This window comes from Burkholderia sp. TSV86, assembly GCF_001522865.1.
Taxonomy (GTDB): domain Bacteria; phylum Pseudomonadota; class Gammaproteobacteria; order Burkholderiales; family Burkholderiaceae; genus Burkholderia.
In genome coordinates this window covers 250,287-275,102 of record NZ_LOWB01000021.1, presented here as the reverse complement: position 1 = coordinate 275,102, position 24,816 = coordinate 250,287, and the positions used below count along the sequence as shown (strand labels likewise).

Genomic DNA, 24,816 nt, shown 5'->3' with positions numbered 1-24,816 from the left:
GGAATCAGCAGATGGCTTTGATTATCAAGAATCGCGTGGTGATCGACGACGCATGGCAAGTCGTGCGCGCGGCCCAGGACGGCGCGCTGCCCGAAGTCGGCGCGCTGCCGGCCGGCAATGTGCTCGTGCCGCTCGCGCTGTGGCGGGCCTCGCGCGACGCACTCGTCGCCGCGAGGCGCCGCGACGAACTCGGCGTGTGGCTCGCGCCGGATAGCGAGCCCGCGGATCTGGTCGCCGATTTCGAACGAGTTGCGTTGATCGGCGTCGATTTCCCGCGCTTTGCCGATGGCCGCGGTTACAGCATCGCGCGCCTGCTGCGCGAGCGATATGGTTGGAAGGGCGAGCTGCGCGCGATCGGCGACGTGCTGCGCGATCAGTTGTATTACATGGAGCGTTGCGGCTTCGATGCGTTCGCCGTGCGCGCGGACAAGGACATTCGCGACGCGCTGAACGCGTTCGGCGAATTCTCGCAGCGCTATCAGGGCGCGGTCGACAATCCGTCGCCGCTGTTTCGCCGGCGCGCGGGCGCGGCTGACGCAAAGGTGAGCGCATGAGCGCCGCCGCTGCCAACGCGCTGTCTCCTGAGCTTGCCGCGAAGATCGCGCAACTCGACGCGCTGCTCGCGCAGATCGCCGCGCGCCATTCGAAAGTGAAGTTCGCAAGCAGCCTCGCGGCGGAAGATATGCTCGTCACGCACGCGATTCTGTCGAAGGGCGTGCCGATCGGCATTTTTTCGTTGAACACGGGCCGTCTGCATGTGCAGACGCTCGACATGATCGAGCGCGTGCGCGAGCGTTATGGCTACGAGATCGAGCAGTTCCATCCGCGGCAGGATGCGGTGGACGCGTATGTCGCCGAGCACGGGCTCAATGCGTTTTACGACAGCGTCGAATTGCGCAAGCGGTGCTGTCATATCCGCAAGGTCGAGCCGCTCGATCGCGCGCTCGCGCATGTCGACGCATGGGTGACCGGGCAGCGTCGCGAGCAGTCGGTCACGCGCGCGGAACTGCACGTCGAGGAGCGCGATGCCGCGCGCGGCATCGCGAAATACAATCCGCTGGCCGATTGGACGCAAGCCGACGTCTGGGCGTATCTGAGCGCATTCGACGTACCCGTCAATCCGCTGCACGCGCGCGGCTATCCGAGCATCGGCTGCGAGCCGTGCACGCGCGCGATCCGCCCCGGCGAGGACAGCCGCGCCGGGCGCTGGTGGTGGGAGTCGCGCGACTCCAAGGAATGCGGGCTGCACATTGCGATCACGCCGTTGCCGGCCAATACGCCGTCCGCGTCGTGATCGTCGATAACAAGACTGTCTATGGTGCCGCCCGGGGGCTGGGCGGCACGAACCCAGAAGAAGGATCGAAACCATGAGCACGACGCTCGAACAATCCGCGTTTGCACCGCCCGCCGGCACGGCGTCCGGCCGGATGGGCCATCTCGACTGGCTCGAGGCCGAGTCGATCCACATCCTGCGCGAGCTGGTCGCCGAGTGCAGCAAGCCCGCGCTGTTGTTCTCCGGCGGCAAGGATTCGGTCGTCGTGCTGCATCTCGCGCTCAAGGCGTTCGGGCTCGGCGCGAACCGCAAGACGACGCTGCCGTTCCCGCTCGTGCATATCGACACCGGCCATAACTACGGCGAGGTGATCGATTTCCGCGACCGTCGCGTGAGCGAGATCGGCGCGGAGCTGATCGTTGGGCACGTCGAGGATTCGATCAAGCGCGGCACCGTCGTGCTGCGCCGCGAGACCGATTCGCGCAACGCCGCGCAGGCGGTCACGCTGCTCGAGACGATCGAGCAGCACGGCTTCACCGCGATGATCGGCGGCGCGCGCCGCGACGAGGAGAAAGCGCGCGCGAAGGAGCGCATCTTCTCGTTTCGCGACGAGTTCGGCCAGTGGGACCCGAAATCGCAGCGCCCCGAACTGTGGAGCCTCTACAACGCGCGTCTGCACCGCGGCGAGCATCTGCGCGTGTTCCCGATCTCGAACTGGACCGAACTCGACGTGTGGCAATACATCGCGCGCGAGCAGCTCGAATTGCCGTCGATCTATTATGCGCACCGTCGCGAGATCGTGCGCCGCAACGGCCTGCTCGTGCCCGTGACGCCGCTCACGCCGATGCGCGATGGCGAAACCAGCGAGCACGCGCTGGTGCGCTTTCGCACGGTCGGCGATATCTCGTGCACGTGCCCGGTCGAGAGCGACGCGGACGATATCGAGAAGATCATCGCCGAGACGGCGGTGACCGAGATCACCGAGCGCGGCGCGACGCGGATGGACGACCAGACCTCCGAGGCCGCGATGGAGCAGCGCAAGAAGCAAGGTTATTTCTGACGCACCGCAGACGAGGACACGAGCAACATGAGCACCATCGACACCACCGAAGACCTCGGCGTGCTGCGCTTCATCACCGCGGGCAGCGTCGACGACGGCAAGAGCACGCTGATCGGCCGCCTGTTGTACGACAGCAAGGCCGTGCTGTCGGACCAACTGTCCGCGCTGTCGCGCGCGAAGAACAAGCGCACGGTCGGCGACGAGCTCGACCTCGCGCTGCTGACCGATGGGCTGGAAGCCGAGCGTGAGCAGGGCATCACGATCGACGTCGCATACCGCTACTTCGCGACGGCCAAGCGCAAGTTCATCATCGCCGACACGCCGGGCCACGAGCAGTACACGCGCAACATGGTGACGGGCGCGTCGACCGCGCATGCGGCGATCATCCTGATCGACGCGACGCGCGTGACGCTCGAGAACGGCGTGGCGCAATTGCTGCCGCAGACCAAGCGCCACAGCGCGATCGTCAAGCTGCTCGCGCTGCAGCACGTGATCGTCGCGATCAACAAGATGGATCTCGTCGACTATAGCGAGGCGCGCTTCAACGAGATCCGCGACGCATACGTGAAGCTCGCGCAGCAACTGGGGCTCGCCGACGTGCGCTTCGTGCCGGTGTCGGCGCTCAAGGGCGATAACATCGTCGCGCCGAGCGAGCGCATGCCGTGGTATGCGGGCGAGCCGCTGCTCGACGTGCTCGAGGCGCTGCCCGTGGAGACGCAGGCGGGCGACGCGCTGCGCTTTCCGGTGCAATGGGTCGCGCGCCAGGACGGCAGCTCGGCCGACGATTTCCGCGGCTACATGGGCCGTATCGAGGCGGGCGCGGTGACGGTCGGCGACGAGATTGCCGTGCTGCCGTCGAACCGCGTCGCGACGGTCGCCGAGATCATCGCGCCGGTGCCGGGCGGCACCGCGGCCGTCGAGCGCGCGTTTGCGGGGCAAACCGTGACGATCCGGCTGGCCGAGGACGTCGACGTGTCGCGCGGCGATACGTTCGTGGCGAGCGCGCAGCCCGTCGAGCCGGCCAAGAAGCTCGAAGCGGACCTGTGCTGGTTCGACGAGACGCCGCTGTCGCCGCAGCGCAAGTATTTGCTCAAGCAGACCACGAACACGGTGTTCACGAAGATCGGCGCGGTCCAGCAGGTGCTCGACGTGCATACGCTGTCGCATGCGACCGACCGCCACGAACTGAAGATGAACGACATCGGCCGCGTCGCGCTGACGCTGCAAAAACCGATCGTCTGCGACACCTATGACGCGCATCCGGGCACGGGCGCGTTCGTGCTGATCGACGAGGCCACCCACCATACGGTCGCAGCGGGTATGATTCGGGCGTTTTCCGCGTGACGGATCGCGCCGCACCCGCGGCGCGAGTGCGCGACAAGAGGATCGACGCATATGGGCAAGGTGTATCTGATCGGCGCGGGGCCGGGCGCGGCGGACCTGATCACGGTGCGCGGCGCGCGCCTGCTCGCCAGCGCGGACGTGGTGCTGCACGACGCGCTCGTCGAGCCGGCGATGCTCGACCACGCGCCGCGTGCGCGCAAGATCGCGGTCGGCAAGCGCTGCGGGCAGCGCTCGAGCGCGCAGCATTTCATCAACAAGCAGCTCGTCGACGCGGCGCGCGAGCATGCGCTCGTCGTGCGCCTGAAGGGCGGCGATCCGATGCTGTTCGGCCGTGCGGACGAAGAGATGCGCGCGCTCGAGGCGGCCGGGATCGACTACGAGATCGTCCCCGGTATTACCGCCGCGCTCGCGGGGGCCGCCGCGCTCAAGCGCTCGCTGACGCTGCGCGGCGTCGCGCGCAGCGTCGCATTCGCCACGCACAGCCGCGCGCCGGGCAGCGGAGAGATTCGCGAGCAGGTCAGCGCCGATTCGCTCGTCTATTACATGGGCCGCGACAGCGCGCCCGGCATCGCGCAACGGTTGATCGACGCGGGCCGCGCCGGTTCGACCCCGGTGGCGATTGTCGAGGCTTGCAGCACACCGCGTGAGCGCACGCTCACGCTGACACTCGCGGAGATGGCGGCGGGCGCGGCGTATGCGTGGCTCGATCCGCTTCAGCCGAGCTTGCTGATGATCGGCGATGCGTTCGCCACCCGCGAGCGGGAGGACGGAGAAAAGCCGGCCGAAGGCAACGCGGGGATGCGGGATGCGGCTTGATCCGGTGCCGTTGGTGGCCGGTTTGGGCCGACACGCGTATGGATAGACGAAAACGCCGGCGATGAGCCGGCGTTTTGTATTTCGGACGATCCGTCGGCACGCCGCTGTGCGACGGCGCGCCGACGAACGCGGCGCGGGCCTGCCGCGGCATCGCGCAGGCACTCACCGCATCGGCTCGCCGCCTTGGCGCAGGCAATACTCGACGATCGCGTCGAGCACCGCATCGTCCTCGCCCGCCGCCGCCGCGCAGCGGATGTCGATCCCCGGATGCGCGATGCGGCATGCCTCGACGAGCTGGGGCAGGTCGCGGCGCACGTGGCCGCCCTGGCCGAAGAAAACCGGTATCACGGTGATCACGTCGCATTGCGCGGCGAGCGCGGCCGCAGCCGTCGCGAGCGACGGCTCCATCAGTTCGAGAAACGCGAGCGCGACGGGCGCATGCGCGCCGCGCGCCGCGCGCAGCTTCGCGGCCAGCCGCTCGAACGGCTCGGCCCAGCGCGCATCGCGCGCGCCATGGCCGAACAGAATGATGCCGGATCGACGATTCATCGCTCGTTCCTTCGAGGATGGTGCGCTCAGTGCCGGTCAACCCACTTCAGCGACAGCAGGCCGAGCGCCAGATAGAGGCAGCCGGGCAGCGCCGCCGTCAGCGGCGCGGGCCACGTGTTCAGCGTGCCGATATGCGAGAACAGCGTGTTGAAAAGCTGGAAGCTCATCCCGAGCATGATCCCGCCGAACACCTTTACGCCGACGACACCCGCGCGCGTATGCAGATACGCGAACGGCAGCGACAGCACGAGCATCACGAACACCGCGAACGGATACAGCAGCTTGCGCCACAGCGCGATGTCATAGCGCTGCGTATCCTGCTGGTTCTCCTTCAAATGCTGGATGTAGCGGAACAGGTTGAAGAGCGACATCCGCTCCGGCGATACGAGCAGCACCGACAGGATCTGCGGCGTTAGGTCCGAGCGCAGCGAGTATTGCGGCATCGTGACCTGCTGCGAGCGGTAGACCGGGTTCAGCGCGTCGGCCGGCTGGCTGGGCTGGCCTGAGAGGTTCGTCAATTGCGTGTCGGTGACGTCGGTCAGCAGCCAATGGCCGGGCGGCTGATAGCGGCCGCGTTTGGCGATCCGCACGTTTTGCAGATTGAATTTCGAGTCGAACTCGTAGATCCGCACGTCGCTGATCGTCGAATCCGGCGACAGCGTGCCGACGTTGACGAAGCGTGTCACGGGCTCGCCCGTCTCGCGCGCGGTCAGCGTGTCCTTGACCCACACGCCCGATGCGAAGTTCGACGACACCGACGAGCCGAGCGCCTCGAGCCGCACGCGCTCCGACAACTGATCGGTGTACGGGCCGACGAATTCGCCGATCAAGTAGGTCGCGACGACGATCGGCACGCCGATCTTCAGCAGCGAACGCAGTGCCTGGTTGGTTGCGAGGCCAGAGACGCGGAAGATCGTGAACTCCGAGTTCGCGGCCATCTGCGCGAACACGTAGATCGAGCTGATCAGCATGGCGACCGGAATGATTTCGTAAAAGCGCGACGGCGTTTGCAGCGCGACGCGCAGCACCGCATAGCCGAACTTGTAATTGCCGTGGCCGACCGAGTTCAGTTCGCTGATCAGGTCGAAGAAGAAGAACAGGCCGGAGAACGCGAACAGCACGAAGGCAAACGTCACATAGATCTGGCGCGCGAAGTATTTTTCGTAAAGCCGCATCGCTTACGCTCCTTGCGAGCGGCCGAGCGCGGCGCGCGAAAACAGCGGCCGGTTGCGCACGCGCAGCCAGAACAGGAATGCGACGATCGCGGCAATCAGCAAATGCAAGCCGATCAGGCCGACGCCGAACGGGATCTTGCCCCGTTCCATTTGCGACTGGACGACGTTCAGCAGGTTCGAGTAGGTCAGGTAGATCAGCACGGCCATCACGAGGTTCACGGTCCGGCCGCGGCGCGGGTTCTGATATGACAGAGGAATCGCGAGCACCATCAGGTTGATCGCGATCAGCGGCAGGCCGGCGCGCCACGCGAATTCGGCAAGGTTTTGGTTGGTCGGGTTGCGCAGCAGGTCGATCGTCGGCGTGCCTGTCGTGCTCGGCTGGCTGACCACCTGCTTGCTCTGGATCTTTACGCCGTAGCGCTCGAATTCCATGATCTTGAAGTTCGGCTGGCCCGGCACGCCGTCATAGCGGCGGCCGTTATCGAGCACGATGAAGCGATCGCCGTTCTTCATCGTCTCGGTGTGGCCCGTCTGCGATACGACGACGTTCACCTTGCCCTGTTCGGTAGTCGTGACGAACACGTTTTGCACCTTGCTCTGGTCGGGCGACATTTTCTCGATGAAGAACACGCGGTTGTTCGCGGCGGATTCGCGGAACTGGCCGGGCGCGAGCAACGATACCTCGTCGCGCTGCTGAAAGCGCGCGCGGATCAGCTTGCTTTGCTGGTTCGACCATGGCCAGCCGACGAACGCGAAAAACGCGATCAGGATCACGATCGGCGTCGCGAACACGCCGATCGGCTTGATGAGGCGGGTGAGACTCACGCCGGAGGCGAGCCAGACGACCATCTCGGAATCCTTGTACCAGCGCGTGAGCACGAACAGGATCGACACGAACAGCGTGCCGACGAGGATCATCGCCAAGTAGCCGATCACGGTGAGGCCGATCAGCACGAGCACGTCTTTCGGGTTGACCTCACCGGACGCGGCGTAACCGACGATGCGGATCATCATCGATGTCAGCATGATCGTGAGCAGCACCATGAAAACGGCGCCGGCGGTATACGCAAGCTCGCGTTGGAGGGAGCGTTCGAAGATCATTATTGATGCGAAGCAGGCAAAACTGCGGGGTGAGACTGCGGGGCGGGAACGAGCGCACGAGCGGGGGCGCTCACGCCGCGCAGGAAAAATAGCGGATAATTGCGGCTTTCATCCTTAGCCCAGATTTTACCCGAGGACAAGCGCGATGGACTTTAGCATAAAAGGCTGTGATTGGAGCAAAGGCGCGGCGAAGGGTTTCCTGACCGGGAAATCCGACTGCATCGTGCTGGGTGTGTTCGAAGCGCAAACCTTGTCCGGCGCGGCGCTCGATATCGACGAGGCGGCCAAGGGCCTCGTGTCGCGCGTGGTCAAGGCGGGAGACATGGACGGCAAGCTCGGCAAAACCTTGTTTTTGCATGAGGTTTCCGGCATCGGGGCGTCGCGCGTGCTGCTCGTCGGGCTGGGCAAGCAGGATGCTTTCAGCCAGAAAGCCTATCACGACGCGCTCAAGGCCGCGTGGCGCGCGCTGCTCGGCACGAAAATAGTCCAGGTCACATTCACGCTCGCGCAGACGCCGGTGCCCGATCGCGGCTCTGATTGGGGCGTGCGCGCGGCGATTCTCGCGCTGCGCAACGAAACGTATCAATTCACGCAGATGAAGAGCAAGCCGGAGGCGCCCGCGCGCGCGTTGAAGCGCGTCGTGTTCAGCGTCGATCCGGCCGACGAGAAGGCAGCGAAGCTTGCGGTGAAACAGGCGAGCGCGCTTGCGAACGGAATGGATCTCACGCGCGATCTCGGCAATCTGCCGGGCAACGTCTGCACGCCGGCTTATCTCGCGAATGTCGCGAAGCAACTCGCGAAGGATTGGGGGCTGAAGGCCGATGTGCTCGGTCTGAAACAGATCCAGGCGCTCAAGATGGGCTCGTTTCTCGCGGTCGCGAAGGGCTCCGTCGAGCCGCCGCAGTTCATCGTGCTGCATTATCAGGGGACGGCCGCGAAGGCGGCGCCCGTCGTGCTGGTCGGCAAGGGCATCACGTTCGACACGGGCGGCATTTCGCTCAAGCCTGGCGAAGCGATGGACGAGATGAAGTACGACATGTGCGGCGCGGGCGCCGTGCTTGGCACGATGCGCGCGGTTGCCGAGATGGGGCTGAAGCTCAACGTCGTGGCGATCGTGCCGACCTGCGAGAATATGCCGGCCGGCAACGCGACGAAGCCGGGTGACATCGTCACGAGCATGAAGGGGCTGACGATCGAGGTGTTGAACACCGATGCGGAAGGGCGCTTGATACTTTGTGATGCGCTCACGTATGCGGAACGCTTCAAGCCGGCGGCCGTGATCGACGTCGCGACACTGACCGGCGCGTGCGTGATTGCGCTTGGCCATCACAACACCGGCCTCTTCTCGAAGGACGACGCGCTCGCGGGCGAGTTGCTCGACGCGTCGCGCGAGGCGGCCGACCCGGCCTGGCGGATGCCGCTCGACGACGAGTATCAGGAGCAGCTGAAGTCGAATTTCGCGGATCTCGCAAACATCGGCGGACGGCCCGGTGGCAGTATCACGGCGGCGTGCTTCCTGTCGCGTTTCACCGACAGCTATCCGTGGGCGCACCTCGACATCGCGGGCACCGCATGGAAGAGCGGCGCGGCGAAGGGAGCGACGGGGCGTCCCGTGCCGCTGCTCGCGCAGTTCCTGATCGATCGCGCCGGCGCGTGATGGCGCGGTGCTCGATGGCGAATCCGGCGGGGCGCGGCGCGCGATGACGCGGATCGATTTCCACACGAACGTCGGCGACTCGCTCGCCTACGCTTGCCGGCTGCTGCGCAAGGCGTATCAGGCGGGGCAGCCGGTCGTCGTGCGCGCTTCGCCCGCGCGGCTGCGCACGCTCGACGAGCGGCTCTGGACGTTTTCGCCGCTCGACTTCATTCCGCACTGCGCGCTCGACAGTCCGCACGCGGCCGCCACGCCGATCGTGCTGACCGCGGATCTCGAGCGCGCACCGCATCACGGCATTCTGCTGAATCTGGGCGACGATGTGCCCGCGCAGTTCGCGCGCTTCGAGCGCCTGCTCGAAGTGGTCGGCAATGCGCCCGACGAGCTGACGGCGGGGCGCGAGCGTTATCGTTTCTATCGCGATCGCGGCTACGCGCTCAACAATTACAAGCAGGGGGCGTGAGCCCGGACGGAGAACAGCGTGTCCGAAGCGAACGAAGTCGATCCAGCCGGCGAAGCGCCGATTCCCGTTCTGAGCGACGTGCTCGTGCCGGGCAATCCGGCGCTTGCGCGGCCGCCTGCCGCCGGCGCGTCACGGCAGCCGCCTGCGGCGAGCGCCGATGCGCAGCGCATCGCCGAGCGGCTGCGGGACCGGTTGCACGCATATCTGGCGGGCGACGGGCGCGAACTCGTCGAAGCACGTTGCCGCGACGCGCTGCAAGCGCATACTGCGCGGCTCGCCGGCCAGATCGCGGACGAGGTCTCGCGTACGCTCGAAACCGAGATTGCAGGGTGGGCGGCGCGAGAAATCGATGCGGCGCTGGCGCACCATCGCCAAGCGGATTCGAGCGGCGGCTCGCAAGGCTCGAAATAGCGCTGCGGACGCGCCGCTGCGTTTTCGGTGCGTCGCGCCGGCAGGCGCTGCGGGTGCTGGGTGCGGCCTTATTTGCGCGACAGAATCCAGTGCGCGAGCGTGCTCGCTTCGGCATTCGTCAATTGCGTGTTCGCGGGCATCGGCACGTTGCCCCAGACTCCGACGCTGCCTTTCACGATGGTTTGCGCGAGATAGCTGACGGCGTCGCCGCGCGCGGCGTACTTGTCGGCGATTGCGCGGAACGATGGGCCCATCAGCGTATTGTCGGTCGCATGGCATGCCATGCAGTTCTTGCGTTGCGCGAGCGACAGTCCGTCGGCTGGCTGCGCATGCAAGCTTGTGCTCGCGGCCGTCAACGAAACGATCATCACGCGCAGGCACGCCGTGCGAATACGCACCGCGCACCAGGTCATTCGGTTCATGCTGGTCTCCGCCGGTGCGGTGTCCGGTTTGGCGTTGCGCGCATTATAAAAGCAAAGGGCGCCCGCACAGGTGGCGCCCGCCGGCGATCTTGTGGTTTTTTGTCGCTACGTGCACATACGCACACATGCGCGCACGGCAGCCGCGCCGGATCGCCACCCGGCGCGGCTGCCGCCCGATGCCGGGCGTTAGCCAGTGACCGCGCCCTGGTCCGCAGGGCGGGCGAGCGCCGCGTACTTGGCGAGCACTCCGCGCGTGTAACGCGGCGCAGGCTGCTTCCATGCGGCGCGGCGGCGCGCAAGCTCGGCGTCGTCGATGTTGAGCTGCAGAAGCAGCTTGTGCGCGTCGATCGTGATCGAGTCGCCTTCCTGCACCAGCGCGATCGTGCCGCCCACGAACGCCTCCGGCGCGACGTGGCCCACCACCATTCCCCACGTGCCGCCCGAGAAGCGGCCATCGGTGATGAGGCCGACCGATTCCCCCAGCCCCTTGCCGATGATCGCGGACGTCGGCGCGAGCATCTCGGGCATGCCGGGGCCGCCTTGCGGGCCGAGATAACGCAGCACGACCACGTCACCCGCGTTGATCTTATCGTCGAGGATCGCCTGCAATGCGCTTTGCTCGTCGTCGAATACGCGCGCGGGGCCGGTGATGACCGGATTTTTCAGGCCGGTGATCTTCGCGACCGCGCCGTTTTCCGCGAGATTGCCCTTCAGGATCGCGAGATGGCCTTCCTTGTACAGCGCTTGGTCGATCGGGTAGATCACCTTCTGGTCGGCGCGCGGCGTGCTCGGCACGTCCTTCAGTTCGTCGGCGAGCGTGCGGCCGGTGATCGTCATGCAATCGCCGTGCAAGAGGCCCGCGTCGAGCAGGATCTTCATCACCTGCGGGATGCCGCCCGCCGCGTGCAGATCGGTCGCGACGTACTGGCCCGACGGCTTCAGATCGCAAATCACCGGCACGCGCTTGCGAATCCGTTCGAAATCGTCGATCGACCAGTCGATCTCGGCCGCGTGCGCGATCGCGAGGTAATGCAGCACCGCGTTCGTCGAGCCGCCCGTGGCCATGATGACCGACACCGCATTCTCGATCGATTGCTTCGTGATGATGTCGCGCGGCTTCAGGTCGCGCTTCACGGCTTCGACGAGCACGCGCGCCGATTCGGCCGCCGAGTCGACCTTCTCCTGATCCGGGTTGGCCATCGTCGACGAATACAGCAGCGACATGCCAAGCGCCTCGAACGACGAACTCATCGTGTTCGCGGTGTACATGCCGCCGCACGAGCCCGTGGTCGGGCACGCGTTCTTTTCGACCCCTTCGAAATCCTCCTGCGTCATCCGCCCGGCTGTGAATTCGCCGACCGCCTCGAACGACGACACGATCGTCAGATCGCGGCCCTTCCAGCGGCCGGGGCGGATCGTGCCGCCGTACACATAAATGCCCGGCACGTTCAGGCGCGCGAGCGCGATCATTCCACCCGGCATGTTCTTGTCGCAGCCGCCGACGACCACCACGCCGTCCATCCATTGGCCCTGCACGCAGGTCTCGATGCAGTCGGCGATCACTTCGCGCGACACGAGCGAATACTTCATCCCTTCGGTGCCCATCGACATGCCGTCCGAAATGGTTGGCGTGCCGAAGATCTGCGGATTCGCGCCGGCGTGCTCGACGGCCTCGACGGCCGCGTCCGACAGGCGCTGCAGGCCCGCGTTGCACGGCGTGATCGTCGAGTGGCCGTTGGCGATGCCGATCATCGGCTTGTCGAAATCTTCCTGCTGGTAGCCGAGCGCGTAATACATCGAGCGGTTCGGCGAGCGGGCCACGCCCTGCGTGATGTTCTTCGAGCGGCGGTTGTACGACATGGGGACTCCATCCATCGGCTGGTTGATTGCGGGGCGGCGCGCTGCATGGGCGCAGGCCGGCTCAGGTGGGCAAGAATGCAGTTTCCGTTCAAGAATGTCCAATATATTATTCGTCGTCTATTAGGTCGAAAGACATATCAATGACGAGTCGAACGAGGAACCCGATGTGACCCCGGATCTGCGCCAGTGGCGCTATTTCGTGACCGTGGCCGACGAGCGGCATTTCGGGCGGGCGGCGGCGCGCCTGGCGATGACGCAGCCGCCGCTGTCGCAGGCGGTTCGCGCGCTCGAGGACGCGCTCGGCGTCGCGCTGTTCGCGCGCACGAAGCGCTCGGTCGAGCTGACCGCGGTGGGCGCCGCGCTGCTGCCCGACGTGCGGCGGCTGCTTGCCGCCGCCGACGCGCTGCCGCCGCTCGCGCAGCGCCTGGCGCGCGGCGAATCGGGCTCGCTCGCGCTCGCGTTCGTCTCGACGGCCGATTACGGGCTGCTGCCGCGGTTGTTGCGCGAGTTCGGCACGCGCCATCCGCACGTGCGCCTGCAGTTGACCGAGGCGACGAGCGACGTGCAACTCGACGAACTGGCGGCCGGCCGGATCGACGCGGGGCTCGTGATTGCGCCCGTGCCGCCGCGTCACGCGGCGTCGCTGTCGTATCTGCCGGTGCTGCGCGAGCCGCTCGTCGTCGCGATGTCGGCCGATGCGGCCGCTGCGTTTGCCGCGCGCGGCGTCGCCGCCGACGCGCCGGTGCGGATCGCGGACATCGCGTCGCTGCCGCTCGTGATCTTTCCCCGCCGTCTGGCGCCCGGCTTTTATGACATCATTACGGGCTGCTACGGCGCGGCGGGCGTTGCACCACGTATCGGCCAGGAAGCGATCCAGATGCAGACGATCGTGAGCCTCGTGTCCGCGGGTTTGGGCGTCGCGCTCGTGCCGCAATCGCTGCGCAACCTGCGGCGCACGGGCGTCGTCTACCGGCCGCTTGCCGATACGGCGGCGCCCGTCGTCGAAACGGGGCTCGTGTGGCGCACGGCCGACGTGAGCCCGGTGCTCTCGGGCTTCATCGACGTCGTGCGCGCCCATGCCTGCGGCGCGCACGCGGGCGAGGAAGCCGGCGCGGCGCCGCGCCAGCGCGCGCGGCCGTGAACGTTCGCGCGGCGCGTCCGTCGAAACGCGTTTCGCGGCGCGAGCGCCGCTTCGATTCAAACCTTCAACGCTAATCCATGATCATTCATCCGAATTTCGATCCCGTCGCGATCCACATCGGCCCGCTCGCCGTGCGCTGGTATGGGCTCATGTACCTCGTCGGCTTCATCGCGGCGATCGTCATCGGCCGTGTGCGGCTGAAGCTGCCGCACGTCGCCGCGCAAGGCTGGAGCGCGAAGGACATCGACGACATGATGTTCTACGGCGTGCTCGGCGTCGTGTTGGGCGGCCGGCTCGGCTACGTGCTGTTCTACAAGGCGGGCTTCTACCTGTCGCACCCGCTCGATATCTTCAAGGTGTGGGAAGGGGGCATGTCGTTTCACGGCGGCTTTCTCGGCGTGACGCTCGCGATGGCGCTGTTCGCGTGGCAGCGCAAGCGCCACTGGCTGCAGGTGACCGATTTCGTCGCGCCGATGGTGCCGACGGGCCTCGCGACCGGGCGGCTCGGCAACTTCATCAACGGCGAGCTGTGGGGGCGCGTGACCAGCCCCGACGCGCCTTGGGCGATGCTGTTTCCGGGCGCGGCCCGCGACGATGCCGCGTGGCTTGCCGCGCATCAGGATATTGCCGCGAAGTGGGATCTCAACGAGGTGTTCCTCGCGCATCAGATGCTGCCGCGCCATCCGTCGCAGCTTTATGAAATCGCGCTCGAAGGCATCGCGCTTTTTATCGTGCTGTGGTTCTTCTCGCGCAAGCCCCGGCCGATGGGCGCGGTGTCGGCGCTGTTCCTGATCGGCTACGGGCTCGCGCGTTTCACGGTCGAGTTCGCGCGCGAGCCGGACGACTTTCTCGGGCTGCTGACGTTTGGGTTGTCGATGGGGCAGTGGCTGTCGCTGCCGATGATCGTTGCCGGCGTGCTGATGATGGTTTGGGCATACCGGCGCGGCGGGGTGAAAACGGCTTGAGCGTTCGCGCATCGCGCCGCGTGGCCGCCACGCATCGATCGAATGAAAAGCGGCGTCGCCGGCATGCCGGCTTGGCGGATGCCGCGACCCGTGTGGCCGGCACGGGCGATGCGTGCCGGAGATTGGCGTCGCGCGCAGCGCGGCGCGTGGCGCGATCGGGTGGCCGGTGCGGTGGATGCGCTCGCGCGCGGGCTTGGGCGTCGCGTGAGGCCGGTGTGGCGCATTTCGCAATTCGGCGCGCGCCGCAACGGCGATGCGTGTGATGCAACAAAGGTGCGCCATTCCTATTCGAGGCCGTTTGCGTCGCCCGCATGCATGGACCGAAGCAAAACGGGCGCCGCGCAACTGAGCGCGGCGCACATCAAAAACGCCGGCTCGCGGCCGGCGTTTTGTCTGGCGATTATCGGCGGCGGGCGGCGCTGCGACACGCCGCTGCCGGCGATGATTTCGTCACTTCATCTGCACCGAGCCGTTCACGTTGACGGTCACGGTCGCCTTGCCGCCTTCGACCGCGATCGGCGCGGCGTCTGCCCCGACAGGCGCGGCAGCCATTGCCATCATCTTCGGCTGGAACGGCTGCACGCTGTGGCCGCCGCCGACGTTCACGTCACGGATTGAATAGCTGCTATAGCCGAACGCCTTCGTCGCTTCCTCGGCGCGTGCGCGGAATGCCTTGATCGCTTCGGCCGTGAGCTTCTGCTCGGTCGCGCGCTGCGCGTCCGGCGACAGCGAGAACGACACGTTGCCGATCTGCATGATCGAACTCAGTTGGCCCGCGAGCTTCGACGCAGCGGAGAAATCGCGCGATTCGAGCACGACCTCGGTGCGCCCGCGCCATGCCGAAATCTTGCCGTCGCGATCGAAGCTCGGCGATACCGAAAACTGGCCCGTGTGCGCTGTCACGCCCGCGACGCCGCGCGCCTGCGCGAGCGCCGAATCCGCGCGCTTGTTGAGCTCGCTGGTCAGGTTGCCGGGATCTTTCGCTTGCTGTTCGTAGAACAGTGTAATGTCGATAATGTCCTGCGGAACGTCGGCGCTTGCTTGCGCGGACAGCGACAGCACGCCCGACGGCGGCGGCATCACGCCAATGCTTTGCGCGCGCGCAGCGGACGGCGCAAGCGCGATAGCGATGGGCAGCGCCGCCGCGAGGGCGACGGCGGCAGTCAGAGCGGATTTTTTCGTCATTGTTGACTCCTTGAGCGAGAACGCGCACGCATCGTTCGGCGTGCGGGGCGCGGATGCGAGCCGCGTTGAATGATCGAGCAACGGATACAAGCATAGTGGGCGCCGCATCCGTTGCGCGCCCGTTAGGCAGATGAAAGCGTTGCGAGGTTCCGGCTGCCGCGCGTGCATCTGACATTGTTTGACGGCCGATGCCGGATTACTTCATCAGCCGCTTCGTGATGAAGCGCCATTCGTCCGGCGTGACGGGCGTGATCGACAGCCGGTTGCCCTTTGCGAGCACGCGCATGCCGGCGAGCGCGTCATGTTCGCGCAATGTGCCAAGCGCGATGAGCGGCGTCTTCTTCACGAAGCGCACGTCGACGAGCACCCAGCGCGGCGTGTCGGGCATCGCCTTCGGATCGTGGTACGGACTTTGCGGATCGAACTGCGTGGGATCGGGGTAGGGCGTCGAGCACACTTCGGCGAGCCCCGCGATGCCGGGCTCCGGGCAGCTCGAATGGTAGAACAGCACGCCGTCGCCAATCTGCATCGCGTCGCGCATGAAGTTGCGCGCTTGATAGTTGCGCACGCCGGTCCACGGCAACGTTTGTCCGGGTGCGGCGGCGAGATCGTCGATGCTCGCCTCGTCCGGTTCGGATTTCATCAGCCAATAGCGCATGGATCGGATCGAATCGACGCAATGAAAAGGCTGCGGATAAGGAAACGGCACCGGGACGAACCCGATGCCGTGGAATAGGCCCCCGCCTTGGCCGCTAGGCCGGCATCCTGAACCTGAGGTTCAGAATTGGTCGCAGTTAGCAGCACTTCGGGTACATCAGACAGAGTGACGCGCGCGCCCGTGCTACAAATTTCCGCAACCGTGCACATGGCATTGGTTCAAGGAATATATGACCTTGGCGAACCAGGCAGGGAAGCTGACTAAACGGTTCGAATCACTTTGGCAGGAAGGCTAAGCATGGCCCGAACCGGGTGAAACGAATCGACTGTTTTAACTTACTGCAGCTCGTGCTGTGTGAGCACCGCACCGAGCTGTTCATTCATTTGGCGCATTGTACGCCGGATTTCTTCCGCGGGGAACGCTTCACCGTGACGCACGCTTTGTTGCAGCCGCAGCAGTTCCGATGCGAGCGACAGCGCGGCCATCACCGCGATGCGATCGGTGCCGCGCACCGAACTGTTCGCGCGGATGTTCGACATTTCGGTATCGACACGCGCGACGGCTTCGAGCAGTGCCGCTTCCGTTTCCGGCGAGCAGGCGAGCCGATATGTCTGGCCGAGAATCGAGACTTCGATCTGCTTCGTGCTCATGCGTGTTCTCCGTGGCTCGCCGTGCCATCGTCACCTTCACGCGGGCTTTCGTCGTTCGCCTGCGCAGCGAGCAGATCAAGCTGGTTTTCCGTATCCGGCACGCTTTTCGTGCGCGGCAATTTTTCGAGGATCGCGTTGAGCTTGACTTGCGCGTCGTCGATTTTCGCCGACAGCGAATCGCGCTCCGCCGCGAGCGCATTGCGCTCGTCACGCAACTGCGCGAGATCGGTGCGCAGTGTGTCCATTTCCGTTCGCAATTGCGCGACTTGCTCCTCGAGCGCGAGCCGTTCCGTTTGATAGCGCTGATTGAGCGCGATCAAACGGCCAATGTTTTGAGATAGGGTTTCGAGTTCGTTGAGCATCTGCTGCGTCCTCTAAAGACCCAGCATTTTAGCGCGGAATACCCGTTATTCCGATATCTGTAACGTTTCCAGACGTAACACCTACGCTTCTCACCGCGAACTATCGGACGGGCATCGGCGCCGGCGCATGTTTTCGCGTGCCGCCTCACGCGCGATGCGCGCGCGCCGCGCGCCGCCGCCATTCTTGACGCGCGGCCGGCCGCGCTCCTAAACTGGCGCCGCCTCGGTGCTCGCGCGTTTCACGCGCGGTTAAACGGGAAGCAGGGTGTGAGGTCCGCCAGGATCGAGCCAACCTGCGCTGCCCCCGCAACGGTAAGCGAAGCGCATCGCATTCGATGCAAGCCGTCCTCTTCGCGCACCGGCGGCTGGTCGTGATCGACCGGCCGCCGGTGCGCGGCAAGCCACTGCGCATTGCGCGGGAAGGCGAGGCGGCGATTTCGCAGCCCGGATACCGGCCGAGGCGGGGAGGCGGCTTGGCCGCCTTCATGACGCGGCGCCCGCGGGGAAGCAGGCGCCGTAGCGCCACAGGATTTTCGTCTCGATGCCAACCTCATTCGTCCGCGCGGCGCTCGTCGCCTTGTCCGGATTGCCTTGCGCGTCGTTCGCGCAAACCGGCGCGGCGCCGTCCGCGCCTGCCGCCGGCGTCGCCGGCATGCAGCTCGAGCCGATCGTCGTCACCGCGCAGCGCGGTCCGCAGAAGCTTGCCGATGCCATTCCTCAAACCAGCCGCTTCGATGCGCAGGACATCGCCGACAGCGGCGCGACCGATCTGCCCGGCCTGCTCGCGCTCGCGCCGGGCGCGCAGATCGTGCGCAACGGCGGCCCGGGCGCGAGCGCGAGCCTTTTTCTGCGCGGTGCGCAGCCGACCCAATCGCTCGTGCTGATCGACGGCGTGCGAGTCGATTCGGCGAGCCTCGGGCAGGCGCAGATCGGCCGGATTCCGCTCGATCAGATCGAGCGGGTCGAGGTCGTGAACGGCAACGTATCGTCGCTGTATGGGTCCGGCGCGATCGGCGGTGTCGTGCAAGTGTTCACGAAGCGCGGCGGCGATCACCCGCCGCGCTTCGATTTCTCCGCGGGCTACGGCAGCTATCACACGCAGACGCAGAGCGCGGGCGTGTCGGGGCGGCTCGATCAGGACGGCAGGACGACGTTCAGCGTGTCGCTTGCGCGCGCGAAGACCGGCGGCTTTTCGTCGATCGATTCCGCGCGCAAGCCGCAGGCGAATTCGAACGCGAACGGCAACCTGAGCGAGAGCGTGTCGGCATCGCTCAAGCATCGGTTCGGCGGCGGCTGGGACGCGGGCGTCACGTACTTCGACACCGCAGGCCGGAACAGCTATGACAACGCATACGGCAAGCCCACCGATCTGAACGATCTGTACAGCCGGGTGCAGCAGATTTCGGCATTCGCGAACGGCAGAATCACCGGCTGGTGGACGACGCACGTCAACGTGTCGAGCGGCAAGGATCGCAACCAGTCGGCGTTGAATGGCGCGTACACCGACCACTTCAACACCGACAACCGTCAGTACACCTGGCAGAACGACTTCGCGCTCGCGCGCGGCCACCAATTGCAGGCCGGCTACGAGCGGCTCGACCAGTCGTTCGACTCGAACAGCTACGCGGCGCCCACGCGCCACGTGAATTCCGGCTGGCTCGGCTATACCGGCCGCCTCGGCTCGAGCCAGTTCCAGGCGAACTTGCGGCGCGATCAGTATTCCGATTTCGGCGGCGCGAACAGCTACTATTTCGGTTATGGATTGGACGTCACCGAGCACTGGAAGGTGACGGCGAGCTACTCGGACGCGTTTCGCGCGCCCAGCTTCAACGATCTGTACTTTCCCAACTCGGGTAATCTGTCGATCCAGCCCGAGCGCAGCCACTCGGTCGACGCCGCCGTGCAGTACGCGTCGGAGGCGATCGGCGTCGTGCGAGTTACCGCGTTCCAGACCCGCTACACGAACTTGATCGATTACCGGCCGGGTGCGAGCGGGTTTTTCTATGTTGCGCAGAACGTCGGCCGCGCCAAGGTGCAGGGCGTCGAAGGCTCGTGGCAGGGGCGGGTCGGCAAGACCGACGTGCGGATTTCGGCGACGGTGCAGAATCCGGTCGACGAAATCGCCCATCAGGATCTGAACCGGCGCGCGCGGCGCTTCGCGTCGTTTGCCGCGCATCGCACGATGGGCGGCTGGCGGGTCGGCGGCGAGTGGCTGGTCAGCGGGTCGCGCACCGATTTCGGCAGCCGGCTCGGCGGCTATGGAATCGTGAATGTGTCCGCGCGCTACGACATCACGAAATCGTGGTACGTGAGCGCGCGCATCGACAATCTGCTCGACAAGGACTATGAGCTTGCGTATGCGTACAACACGCCGCGCCGCGGCGCCTATGTCACGCTCGGCTGGCAGCAGCGCTGAAGGGTGCGGCGCGCGGGAGGCGGCTTGATGGCATCGTCGGCCGGAAAGGGCGGCGTGCGCGGCGCCGGCATGCGCGCGGGGCGCGCGGCGGCGATTTGGGCGGCGCTCGCGGCTGCCGCCGGCGCGGTGTTCGTCGCGTCGCTGACGCTCGGCAGCGTGCCGATGACGCCCGCCGATGCGCTCGCGGCCCTCGCACATCGCGCGGGCGATGCGCCGCTCGCGGCCGACATCGTCCGCACGCTGAGGCTGCCGCGCGCGCTCGCGGGCTTCGGCTGCGGCGCGCTGCTCGCGCTCGCGGGCGCGCTGCTGCAAGTGCTGCTGCGCAATCCGCTTGCCGAGCCGTATGTGCTCGGCGTGTCGGGCGGCGCGGCTGCGTTCGCGCTCGTCGCGATGATCGCGGGCGGCGCGTGGTGGCTCGTCGATGCGGCGTCGTTCGCGGGCGCGCTGGTGTCGATCGTGTTCGTGCTCGGGCTCGCGCGCCGGGAGCTGTGGCGCGGCGAGCCGCGCGACGCATCGCCGCGCCTGCTGCTCACGGGCGTTGTGATTTCCGCCGGATGGTTCGCGCTCATCACGCTGTTGCTGTCGATCGCGCCGCAAGAGCGGCTGCGCGGCATCCTGTTTTGGCTGTCGGGCGATCTGGGCGGCGCGGCGTCGCCGGGGTTCGCGCTCGCCGCGCTCGCGGTGGCCGCGCTTGCCGCACTGCCGGCCGCGCCGCAACTGAACGTGCTGTTGCGCGGCGACGCGGCCGCCGCCGCGCTCGGCGTGCCGGTCGAGCGGCTGCGGCTGCGGGTTTATCTGATCGCTTCGCTCGCGGCCGCCGCGGCCGTCACGACGGCGGGCACGATCGGCTTTGTCGGCCTCGTCGTGCCGCATGCGTTGCGGCTTGCGTTCGGCAACGATCAACGGATGCTGTTGCCCGCGGCGATGCTCGCGGGCGGCGCGGGCGTGATGGCCGCCGATCTGCTCGCGCGCACGGCGATCGCGCCCGCGCAGCTGCCGGTCGGCGTGATGACCGCGCTGATCGGCGTGCCGCTGTTCCTGTGGATGCTGTTGCGCAGGGCGGGGCGATGACGAACGTTCGGATCGACGCACGGCGGGCGCACGCTGCGCGCTACGGCGTGCAACGCCTCGTGCTGAGAGCGGGCGCGCGCACGCTGCTCGACGATTTCACGCATACGTTCCGTCCGGGCGAGCTTTGGTGTATCGCCGGGCCGAACGGCGCGGGCAAGACCACGCTGATGACGACGCTCGCGGGGCTCGCGGCGCCCGCGTCGGGCGTGGTCGATGCCGACGGTGTGCCGCTCGCCGAATGGCGGCCGCAGGCGCTCGCGCGGCGGCGTGCGTGGATGGCGCAGACGCTGCACGACGCCTTCAGCGCCAGCGTGTTCGATACCGTGCTGCTTGGCCGCTTCCCGTATCTGACAGGATGGGGATGGGAGCGCGCGGACGATCGCGAGGCGGCATGGGCGGCGCTCGAGCGGCTCGGACTGGCCGCGTTCGCGACGCGCGACGTACTGTCGCTGTCGGGCGGCGAGCGGCAGCGCGTCGCGCTGGCCGCCGCGCTGTGCCAGGATGCGCCGCTGTTGTTGCTCGACGAGCCGCTCGCGCACCTGGACTTGCATCATCAGATCGATTGCCTCGCCGCGCTTGCCGATTGGCTGCGCGCCGGCGAGCGCACGGTCATTTTCTCGTGCCACGATCTGAACCTCGCGCGCCGCTTCGCCACTCATGCGCTGCTGCTCGACGGCCGTGGCCTTGCGCACGCGGGCCCGGCGCGCGATGTGCTGACGCCCGCGCTCGCGAGCCGCGCATTCGGCTATCCGCTCGTGCTGATCGAGCGTGATGGCCACGAGGCGCTGGTGCCCGCATGGCCCGATGCGCGCGACGGCGGGAGCCGCGCGCGTTGATCGCGATCTTCGGCCGGCGTTGCGTTGCGCGCCGCATCATTCCACCCTTGAGACTCGACAGAGTGAACCGATGAGTTCCTATTGCGTGCCGTATGTCGCCCCGCTCGACGATGCCGAACTGCGCGCGACGCTCGCGCGCGTCATCGACCAGAAAACCAAGCCGCCCGGCAGCCTCGGCCGGCTCGAAGCGCTCGCGTTGCAACTCGGCCTCGTTCAGCGTACCGTCGCGCCGCGCATCGTGCGCCCGGCGATGATCGTGTTCACGGCCGATCACGGCATCGCCGCCGAAGGCGTGAGCCCGTATCCGCAGGCGGTGACCGCGCAGATGGTCGCGAATTTCATCGCGGGCGGCGCGGCGATCAACGCGTTTTCGGGCGTCGCGGGGCTCGTGCTGGAGATTGTCGACGCAGGCGTCGCGTCGCCGTTGGCCGACGCGCTGCCGCTCGTGCGCGCGGCGATCGGGCGCGGCACGCGCAACTTCACGCGCGAGCGCGCGATGACGCGCGGCGAGGTATGCGCGGCGCTTGAGGCGGGCGCCGCGCGCGTCGCGCATCATGCGGCGCTCGGCACCAATGTGATCGGCTTCGGCGAGATGGGGATCGCGAACACGTCGGCGGCCGCGTGCTTGATGAGCCGCATGCTGAACGTGCCGCTCGACGCGTGCGTCGGCCGCGGCACGGGGCTCGACGACGCGGGGCTCGCGCGCAAGCGCGCGGTGCTCGAACGCGCGCTCGCGCGGCATCCGGATGCGCGCGAGCCGCTCGACGTGCTCGCGACGTTCGGCGGCTTCGAAATCGCGATGATGGCGGGCGCGTTCGTCGAGGCCGCGCGTGCGCGCATGACGATTCTCGTCGACGGGTTCATCGCCACGTCCGCGCTGTTGATCGCCGATGCGCTCGCGCCTGCGGTGCGCGAATACTGCGTGTTCTCGCATGTATCGAACGAGGCGGGGCATCGGCGGATGCTCGAGCATTTCGGCGCGCACGCGCTGCTGTCGCTCGATCTGCGCGTCGGCGAAGGCACGGGCGCCGCGCTCGCGCTGCCGCTGGTGCGCGCGGCGGCCGCGTTCGTCAACGAGATGGCGAGCTTCGAAGCGGCCGGCGTCGCGAACCGCGATGCGTGACGCGCGATGAATCCGTTTGCCGAATTTCGCTACTTCGTCGTCGCGCTCGGGTATTTCACGCGCGTGCCGGTGCCGCGCTCGATCAGCAGCGCGAGCGTCGAGCTTGCGCAGGCGGCGCGCTATTTTCCGCTCGTCGGCGTGTGCGTGGGCGTACTCGCGGCGCTCGTGCATCTGGCCGCGTCGCGCGTGTGGCCGCCGGGCATCGCGGCGCTGCTGTCGATCGCGGCGACGCTTGCCGCAACGGGCGCGCTGCACGAGGACGGGCTGGCCGATAGTTGCGACGCGTTCGGCGGCGGCTACACGCGCGACGACGTGCTGCGGATCATGCGCGATTCGCGGATCGGCACGTTCGGGGCGGCAGCGCTCGTCGTCGCGCTCGCGTTGAAGTGGCAGGCGCTCGCCGCGATGCCGCCCGCGCGCGCGGCCTGGACGATGATCGCCGCGCACGCGGGCAGCCGCGCGCTCGCGGCGAGCCTGCTCGTGACGCTCGACTACGTGCGCGCCGAAGGCCGTGCGCGGCCCGTCGCGCAGCGCATGCGCGCGCGCGCGTTCGCATTCGCGGCGGCGTGCGGCCTGCCGTGGCTGTTTTGGCCGGATTGGCGCGCCGGCGCGCTGGCGCTTGCCGTGACGCTCGTGCTGCGCGCCGGCATCGCGCGTTATTTGGTAAAGCGCATCGGCGGCTATACCGGCGATTGTCTCGGCTTCGCGCAGCAGGTGTTCGAGTTGGCGATTTATCTGGCGGTGCTCGGATGGATCTCGTTCTGATCCGCCATCCGGCCGTGGCTGTCGATCCGCACGTTTGCTATGGCGGCAGCGACGTGCCGCTGGCGGCCGATGCGGCGTTGGGCGCGGCCGATATCCTGCGGCGGTTGCGCTCGCTCGGCGTGGGCAGCGCACGCGCGGTCTGGTCGAGCCCGCTCGCGCGTTGCGCGGATGTCGCGCGCGTGCTTGCGCGTAATGTGCGCGCGTCGGTCGAAATCGATCCGCGCTTGCGCGAGATTGACTTCGGCGCATGGGAGATGCGGAGCTGGGACGCGATCGGGCGCGACGCGATCGAACGCTGGAGCGCCGATCCGATGGGTGCGCGCGAGCATGGCGGCGAAAGCGCCGCGCAGTTCGCCGCGCGTGTGCGGCCGATGCTGGCGGCGCTGTCGGCATTTCCGGCGTTTGCTTCGCAGTTGCAGGCGCAGACGCAGACGCAGACGAGCTGGGCGGTGACCCACGCGGGGGTGATACGCGTGCTCGCGGCGCAGGCGCTGGATGTGCCGCTCGATACGCTGCTCGCGCGGCCGATCGCAATGGGCGGCGTCGTGTGGCTGCGCCGCGATGAAGGCGGCGATGGCGCATGCGGCTGGCGGCTCGCGCATTGGGACGCATGATGCGAAACCGAAACCGAAACCGAAACCTCCGGCCGGCTAATTCTTGCTGTCGTCCCAGTAATGCAGCGATGGCGGAATTTTCTTTTTGAATTGCTCGCAGACGTTGTTACTCATCAGAAACACCATCCACGAGATCGCGAATACGGCAAAGAACAGCCAATAAAGCAGGCTGTGCGTGACCAGCGGCGCGGGGCCGGCGATCGGGATGAATTGTCCGGCGACCCCGGCGGCGCACGACAGGCCGCTGAGCCTGCGCACCCAGATCGCGCGCGATCGCTGCTTGCCGATCCGCGTTGTGTCGGCGAGGTCGATTGCCCACACCGGGCCCGCGTATTCCAAGCCGGCCGAGCCGAGCACCGGGCCGGAAATTCGCGCGGCCGGCTCGTGCCCGCTCGCGAATCCGAGCGTGGCGACAAAGCCGTGCCCAGGGTCGAGCCGGTCGAACGTGATGATTTTCTTGCTCTTGTCGCGGTTGAAGAGCCGCTCGTCGGTCAATTTCACGCCTATCGCGTGGGCGCTCTCGACGAGCGCGACGCTCGTGATCGCGGCGGGCGGAACCAATTGCAGCGTGAGCGGTTTTTTCTTGACGAGATCGTCGCGGATAATCGGTTGGGAGCCGCTGTTCCAGAAGAATATTTTGATCTGATCGCATGGCGCGCCGTGCTCCGGCTTGCGCGCGACGCGCCGCCATGCCGAGCGCAGCCACGCGTGGCCGTTGGCTTTTTGCGGCGGGATATTCGGTTTCCAGACGCTGTATCTGACGCGCTTCAAGCCGCCGCCGTTTTTCCTGTTCGACAGGAAATGTCTGGACTCCACCAGAATGAACGAGAACACGGCCGATGCGATGTTCAGCAGAAGTTTGCTTTCGAAATCGGTCATTGTTTTGCTGGGTTGCCATCTTG

Annotated in this window: 26 protein-coding genes, 1 other RNA gene and 1 riboswitch; of the genes, 16 read left to right on the top strand and 11 right to left on the bottom strand. The window is 66.9% G+C overall.

Translation table 11 applies throughout. The features are described from left to right. The first annotated feature begins 11 nt into the window (after nucleotides 1-11). From WS68_RS03360 to cobA, 5 genes are all read left to right on the top strand, one after another. Nucleotides 12-554 carry a DUF934 domain-containing protein gene (locus WS68_RS03360; RefSeq protein WP_059569426.1) on the top strand — a complete coding sequence of 181 codons (543 nt, stop codon included), beginning with the start codon at nucleotides 12-14 and terminating at the stop codon, nucleotides 552-554. Further along, nucleotides 551-1,294 (top strand): phosphoadenylyl-sulfate reductase, encoded by a 744-nt coding sequence (locus tag WS68_RS03355; protein ID WP_059569425.1) that lies wholly within the window; start codon nucleotides 551-553, stop codon nucleotides 1,292-1,294. The genes WS68_RS03360 and WS68_RS03355 overlap by 4 nt, the downstream gene beginning before the upstream one ends. Nucleotides 1,295-1,367: 73 nt before the next feature. After that, nucleotides 1,368-2,333: a sulfate adenylyltransferase subunit CysD gene (cysD, locus tag WS68_RS03350; protein ID WP_059569424.1), complete on the top strand. Its 966-nt coding sequence runs from the start codon at nucleotides 1,368-1,370 to the stop codon at nucleotides 2,331-2,333. A gap of 27 nt (nucleotides 2,334-2,360) precedes the next feature. Beyond that, nucleotides 2,361-3,677 (top strand): sulfate adenylyltransferase subunit 1, encoded by a 1,317-nt coding sequence (locus WS68_RS03345; RefSeq protein WP_059569423.1) that lies wholly within the window; start codon nucleotides 2,361-2,363, stop codon nucleotides 3,675-3,677. 51 nt (nucleotides 3,678-3,728) lie between these two features. Continuing rightward, nucleotides 3,729-4,493 (top strand): uroporphyrinogen-III C-methyltransferase, encoded by a 765-nt coding sequence (gene cobA, locus WS68_RS03340; protein ID WP_059569422.1) that lies wholly within the window; start codon nucleotides 3,729-3,731, stop codon nucleotides 4,491-4,493. 162 nt (nucleotides 4,494-4,655) lie between these two features. Here the strand turns inward: cobA and WS68_RS03335 are convergent, their stop codons facing one another. Genes WS68_RS03335 through lptF form a run of 3 tightly spaced genes read right to left on the bottom strand, consistent with a single transcriptional unit; the run spans nucleotide 4,656 to nucleotide 7,318 of the window. Next, nucleotides 4,656-5,042, bottom strand: coding sequence for a sirohydrochlorin chelatase (locus WS68_RS03335; RefSeq protein WP_059569421.1), 387 nt, complete (start codon nucleotides 5,040-5,042; stop codon nucleotides 4,656-4,658). A 26-nt stretch (nucleotides 5,043-5,068) separates the two neighbouring features. Next, nucleotides 5,069-6,217 (bottom strand): LPS export ABC transporter permease LptG, encoded by a 1,149-nt coding sequence (lptG, locus tag WS68_RS03330; protein WP_059569420.1) that lies wholly within the window; start codon nucleotides 6,215-6,217, stop codon nucleotides 5,069-5,071. 3 nt (nucleotides 6,218-6,220) lie between these two features. Then, a complete protein-coding gene (lptF, locus tag WS68_RS03325) occupies nucleotides 6,221-7,318 on the bottom strand; it encodes an LPS export ABC transporter permease LptF (protein WP_059569419.1) in 1,098 nt (365 codons plus the stop codon). A 145-nt stretch (nucleotides 7,319-7,463) separates the two neighbouring features. On the opposite strand from lptF, the gene WS68_RS03320 reads away from it, so the two are divergent. The 3 genes from WS68_RS03320 to WS68_RS03310 are packed head-to-tail and all read left to right on the top strand — an operon-like array spanning nucleotide 7,464 to nucleotide 9,846. Further along, complete coding sequence (locus tag WS68_RS03320; protein WP_059569418.1) at nucleotides 7,464-8,975, top strand: leucyl aminopeptidase; 1,512 nt, start codon at nucleotides 7,464-7,466, stop codon at nucleotides 8,973-8,975. 43 nt (nucleotides 8,976-9,018) lie between these two features. Further along, nucleotides 9,019-9,435: a DNA polymerase III subunit chi gene (locus tag WS68_RS03315; RefSeq protein WP_059569579.1), complete on the top strand. Its 417-nt coding sequence runs from the start codon at nucleotides 9,019-9,021 to the stop codon at nucleotides 9,433-9,435. Nucleotides 9,436-9,453: 18 nt separating this feature from the next. Next, on the top strand, nucleotides 9,454-9,846 hold the full coding sequence (locus WS68_RS03310; RefSeq protein WP_059569417.1) for a DUF2486 family protein: 393 nt from the start codon (nucleotides 9,454-9,456) through the stop codon (nucleotides 9,844-9,846). A gap of 68 nt (nucleotides 9,847-9,914) precedes the next feature. On the opposite strand, the gene WS68_RS03305 is transcribed toward WS68_RS03310, so the two are convergent. Continuing rightward, nucleotides 9,915-10,214 (bottom strand): c-type cytochrome, encoded by a 300-nt coding sequence (locus WS68_RS03305; RefSeq protein WP_059569416.1) that lies wholly within the window; start codon nucleotides 10,212-10,214, stop codon nucleotides 9,915-9,917. 240 nt (nucleotides 10,215-10,454) lie between these two features. Next, the gene (gene ilvD / locus WS68_RS03300; RefSeq protein ID WP_059569415.1) at nucleotides 10,455-12,128 is read right to left on the bottom strand and encodes a dihydroxy-acid dehydratase; all 1,674 of its coding nucleotides are present in this window, start codon (nucleotides 12,126-12,128) and stop codon (nucleotides 10,455-10,457) included. Nucleotides 12,129-12,294: 166 nt separating this feature from the next. Here ilvD and WS68_RS03295 point away from each other — a divergent pair, with 166 nt between their 5' ends. Then, nucleotides 12,295-13,269: a LysR family transcriptional regulator gene (locus WS68_RS03295; protein WP_059569414.1), complete on the top strand. Its 975-nt coding sequence runs from the start codon at nucleotides 12,295-12,297 to the stop codon at nucleotides 13,267-13,269. A 77-nt stretch (nucleotides 13,270-13,346) separates the two neighbouring features. Then, nucleotides 13,347-14,234 (top strand): prolipoprotein diacylglyceryl transferase, encoded by an 888-nt coding sequence (gene lgt, locus WS68_RS03290; protein ID WP_059569413.1) that lies wholly within the window; start codon nucleotides 13,347-13,349, stop codon nucleotides 14,232-14,234. 450 nt (nucleotides 14,235-14,684) lie between these two features. On the opposite strand, the gene WS68_RS03285 is transcribed toward lgt, so the two are convergent. From WS68_RS03285 to WS68_RS03265, 5 genes are all read right to left on the bottom strand, one after another. Further along, nucleotides 14,685-15,419 carry an SIMPL domain-containing protein gene (locus WS68_RS03285; protein WP_059569578.1) on the bottom strand — a complete coding sequence of 245 codons (735 nt, stop codon included), beginning with the start codon at nucleotides 15,417-15,419 and terminating at the stop codon, nucleotides 14,685-14,687. A gap of 196 nt (nucleotides 15,420-15,615) precedes the next feature. Then, a complete protein-coding gene (locus tag WS68_RS03280; RefSeq protein ID WP_059569412.1) occupies nucleotides 15,616-16,077 on the bottom strand; it encodes an EVE domain-containing protein in 462 nt (153 codons plus the stop codon). Nucleotides 16,078-16,152: 75 nt separating this feature from the next. Continuing rightward, a non-coding RNA gene (gene ssrS, locus WS68_RS03275) (6S RNA) lies at nucleotides 16,153-16,334 on the bottom strand. A gap of 78 nt (nucleotides 16,335-16,412) precedes the next feature. Next, entirely contained in the window at nucleotides 16,413-16,727 is a 315-nt protein-coding gene (locus WS68_RS03270) for a cell division protein ZapA (RefSeq protein ID WP_059520409.1), read from the bottom strand. After that, nucleotides 16,724-17,089, bottom strand: coding sequence for a hypothetical protein (locus tag WS68_RS03265; RefSeq protein ID WP_059569411.1), 366 nt, complete (start codon nucleotides 17,087-17,089; stop codon nucleotides 16,724-16,726). The genes WS68_RS03270 and WS68_RS03265 overlap by 4 nt, the downstream gene beginning before the upstream one ends. A 207-nt stretch (nucleotides 17,090-17,296) precedes the next feature. Then, nucleotides 17,297-17,563, top strand: a riboswitch (cobalamin riboswitch). A gap of 67 nt (nucleotides 17,564-17,630) precedes the next feature. Here WS68_RS03265 and WS68_RS03260 point away from each other — a divergent pair. The 6 genes from WS68_RS03260 (at nucleotide 17,631) to cobC (ending at nucleotide 23,914) form a co-directional block, all read left to right on the top strand. Continuing rightward, nucleotides 17,631-19,505 carry a TonB-dependent receptor plug domain-containing protein gene (locus WS68_RS03260; protein WP_059569410.1) on the top strand — a complete coding sequence of 625 codons (1,875 nt, stop codon included), beginning with the start codon at nucleotides 17,631-17,633 and terminating at the stop codon, nucleotides 19,503-19,505. Between the two features lie 69 nt (nucleotides 19,506-19,574). Beyond that, a complete protein-coding gene (locus WS68_RS03255; protein ID WP_059569577.1) occupies nucleotides 19,575-20,576 on the top strand; it encodes a FecCD family ABC transporter permease in 1,002 nt (333 codons plus the stop codon). Then, nucleotides 20,573-21,412, top strand: a complete 840-nt coding sequence (locus WS68_RS03250; protein ID WP_059569409.1) for an ABC transporter ATP-binding protein — start codon at nucleotides 20,573-20,575, stop codon at nucleotides 21,410-21,412. The genes WS68_RS03255 and WS68_RS03250 overlap by 4 nt, the downstream gene beginning before the upstream one ends. Nucleotides 21,413-21,482: 70 nt before the next feature. Further along, entirely contained in the window at nucleotides 21,483-22,535 is a 1,053-nt protein-coding gene (gene cobT, locus WS68_RS03245; protein ID WP_059569408.1) for a nicotinate-nucleotide--dimethylbenzimidazole phosphoribosyltransferase, read from the top strand. A gap of 6 nt (nucleotides 22,536-22,541) precedes the next feature. After that, entirely contained in the window at nucleotides 22,542-23,300 is a 759-nt protein-coding gene (locus WS68_RS03240; protein ID WP_059569407.1) for an adenosylcobinamide-GDP ribazoletransferase, read from the top strand. Continuing rightward, complete coding sequence (cobC, locus tag WS68_RS03235) at nucleotides 23,285-23,914, top strand: alpha-ribazole phosphatase family protein (RefSeq protein WP_059569406.1); 630 nt, start codon at nucleotides 23,285-23,287, stop codon at nucleotides 23,912-23,914. The genes WS68_RS03240 and cobC overlap by 16 nt, the downstream gene beginning before the upstream one ends. 36 nt (nucleotides 23,915-23,950) lie before the next feature. Here cobC and WS68_RS28205 read toward each other — a convergent pair whose 3' ends face one another. Further along, nucleotides 23,951-24,793: a hypothetical protein gene (locus tag WS68_RS28205; protein ID WP_059569405.1), complete on the bottom strand. Its 843-nt coding sequence runs from the start codon at nucleotides 24,791-24,793 to the stop codon at nucleotides 23,951-23,953. Nucleotides 24,794-24,816 lie beyond the last annotated feature (23 nt).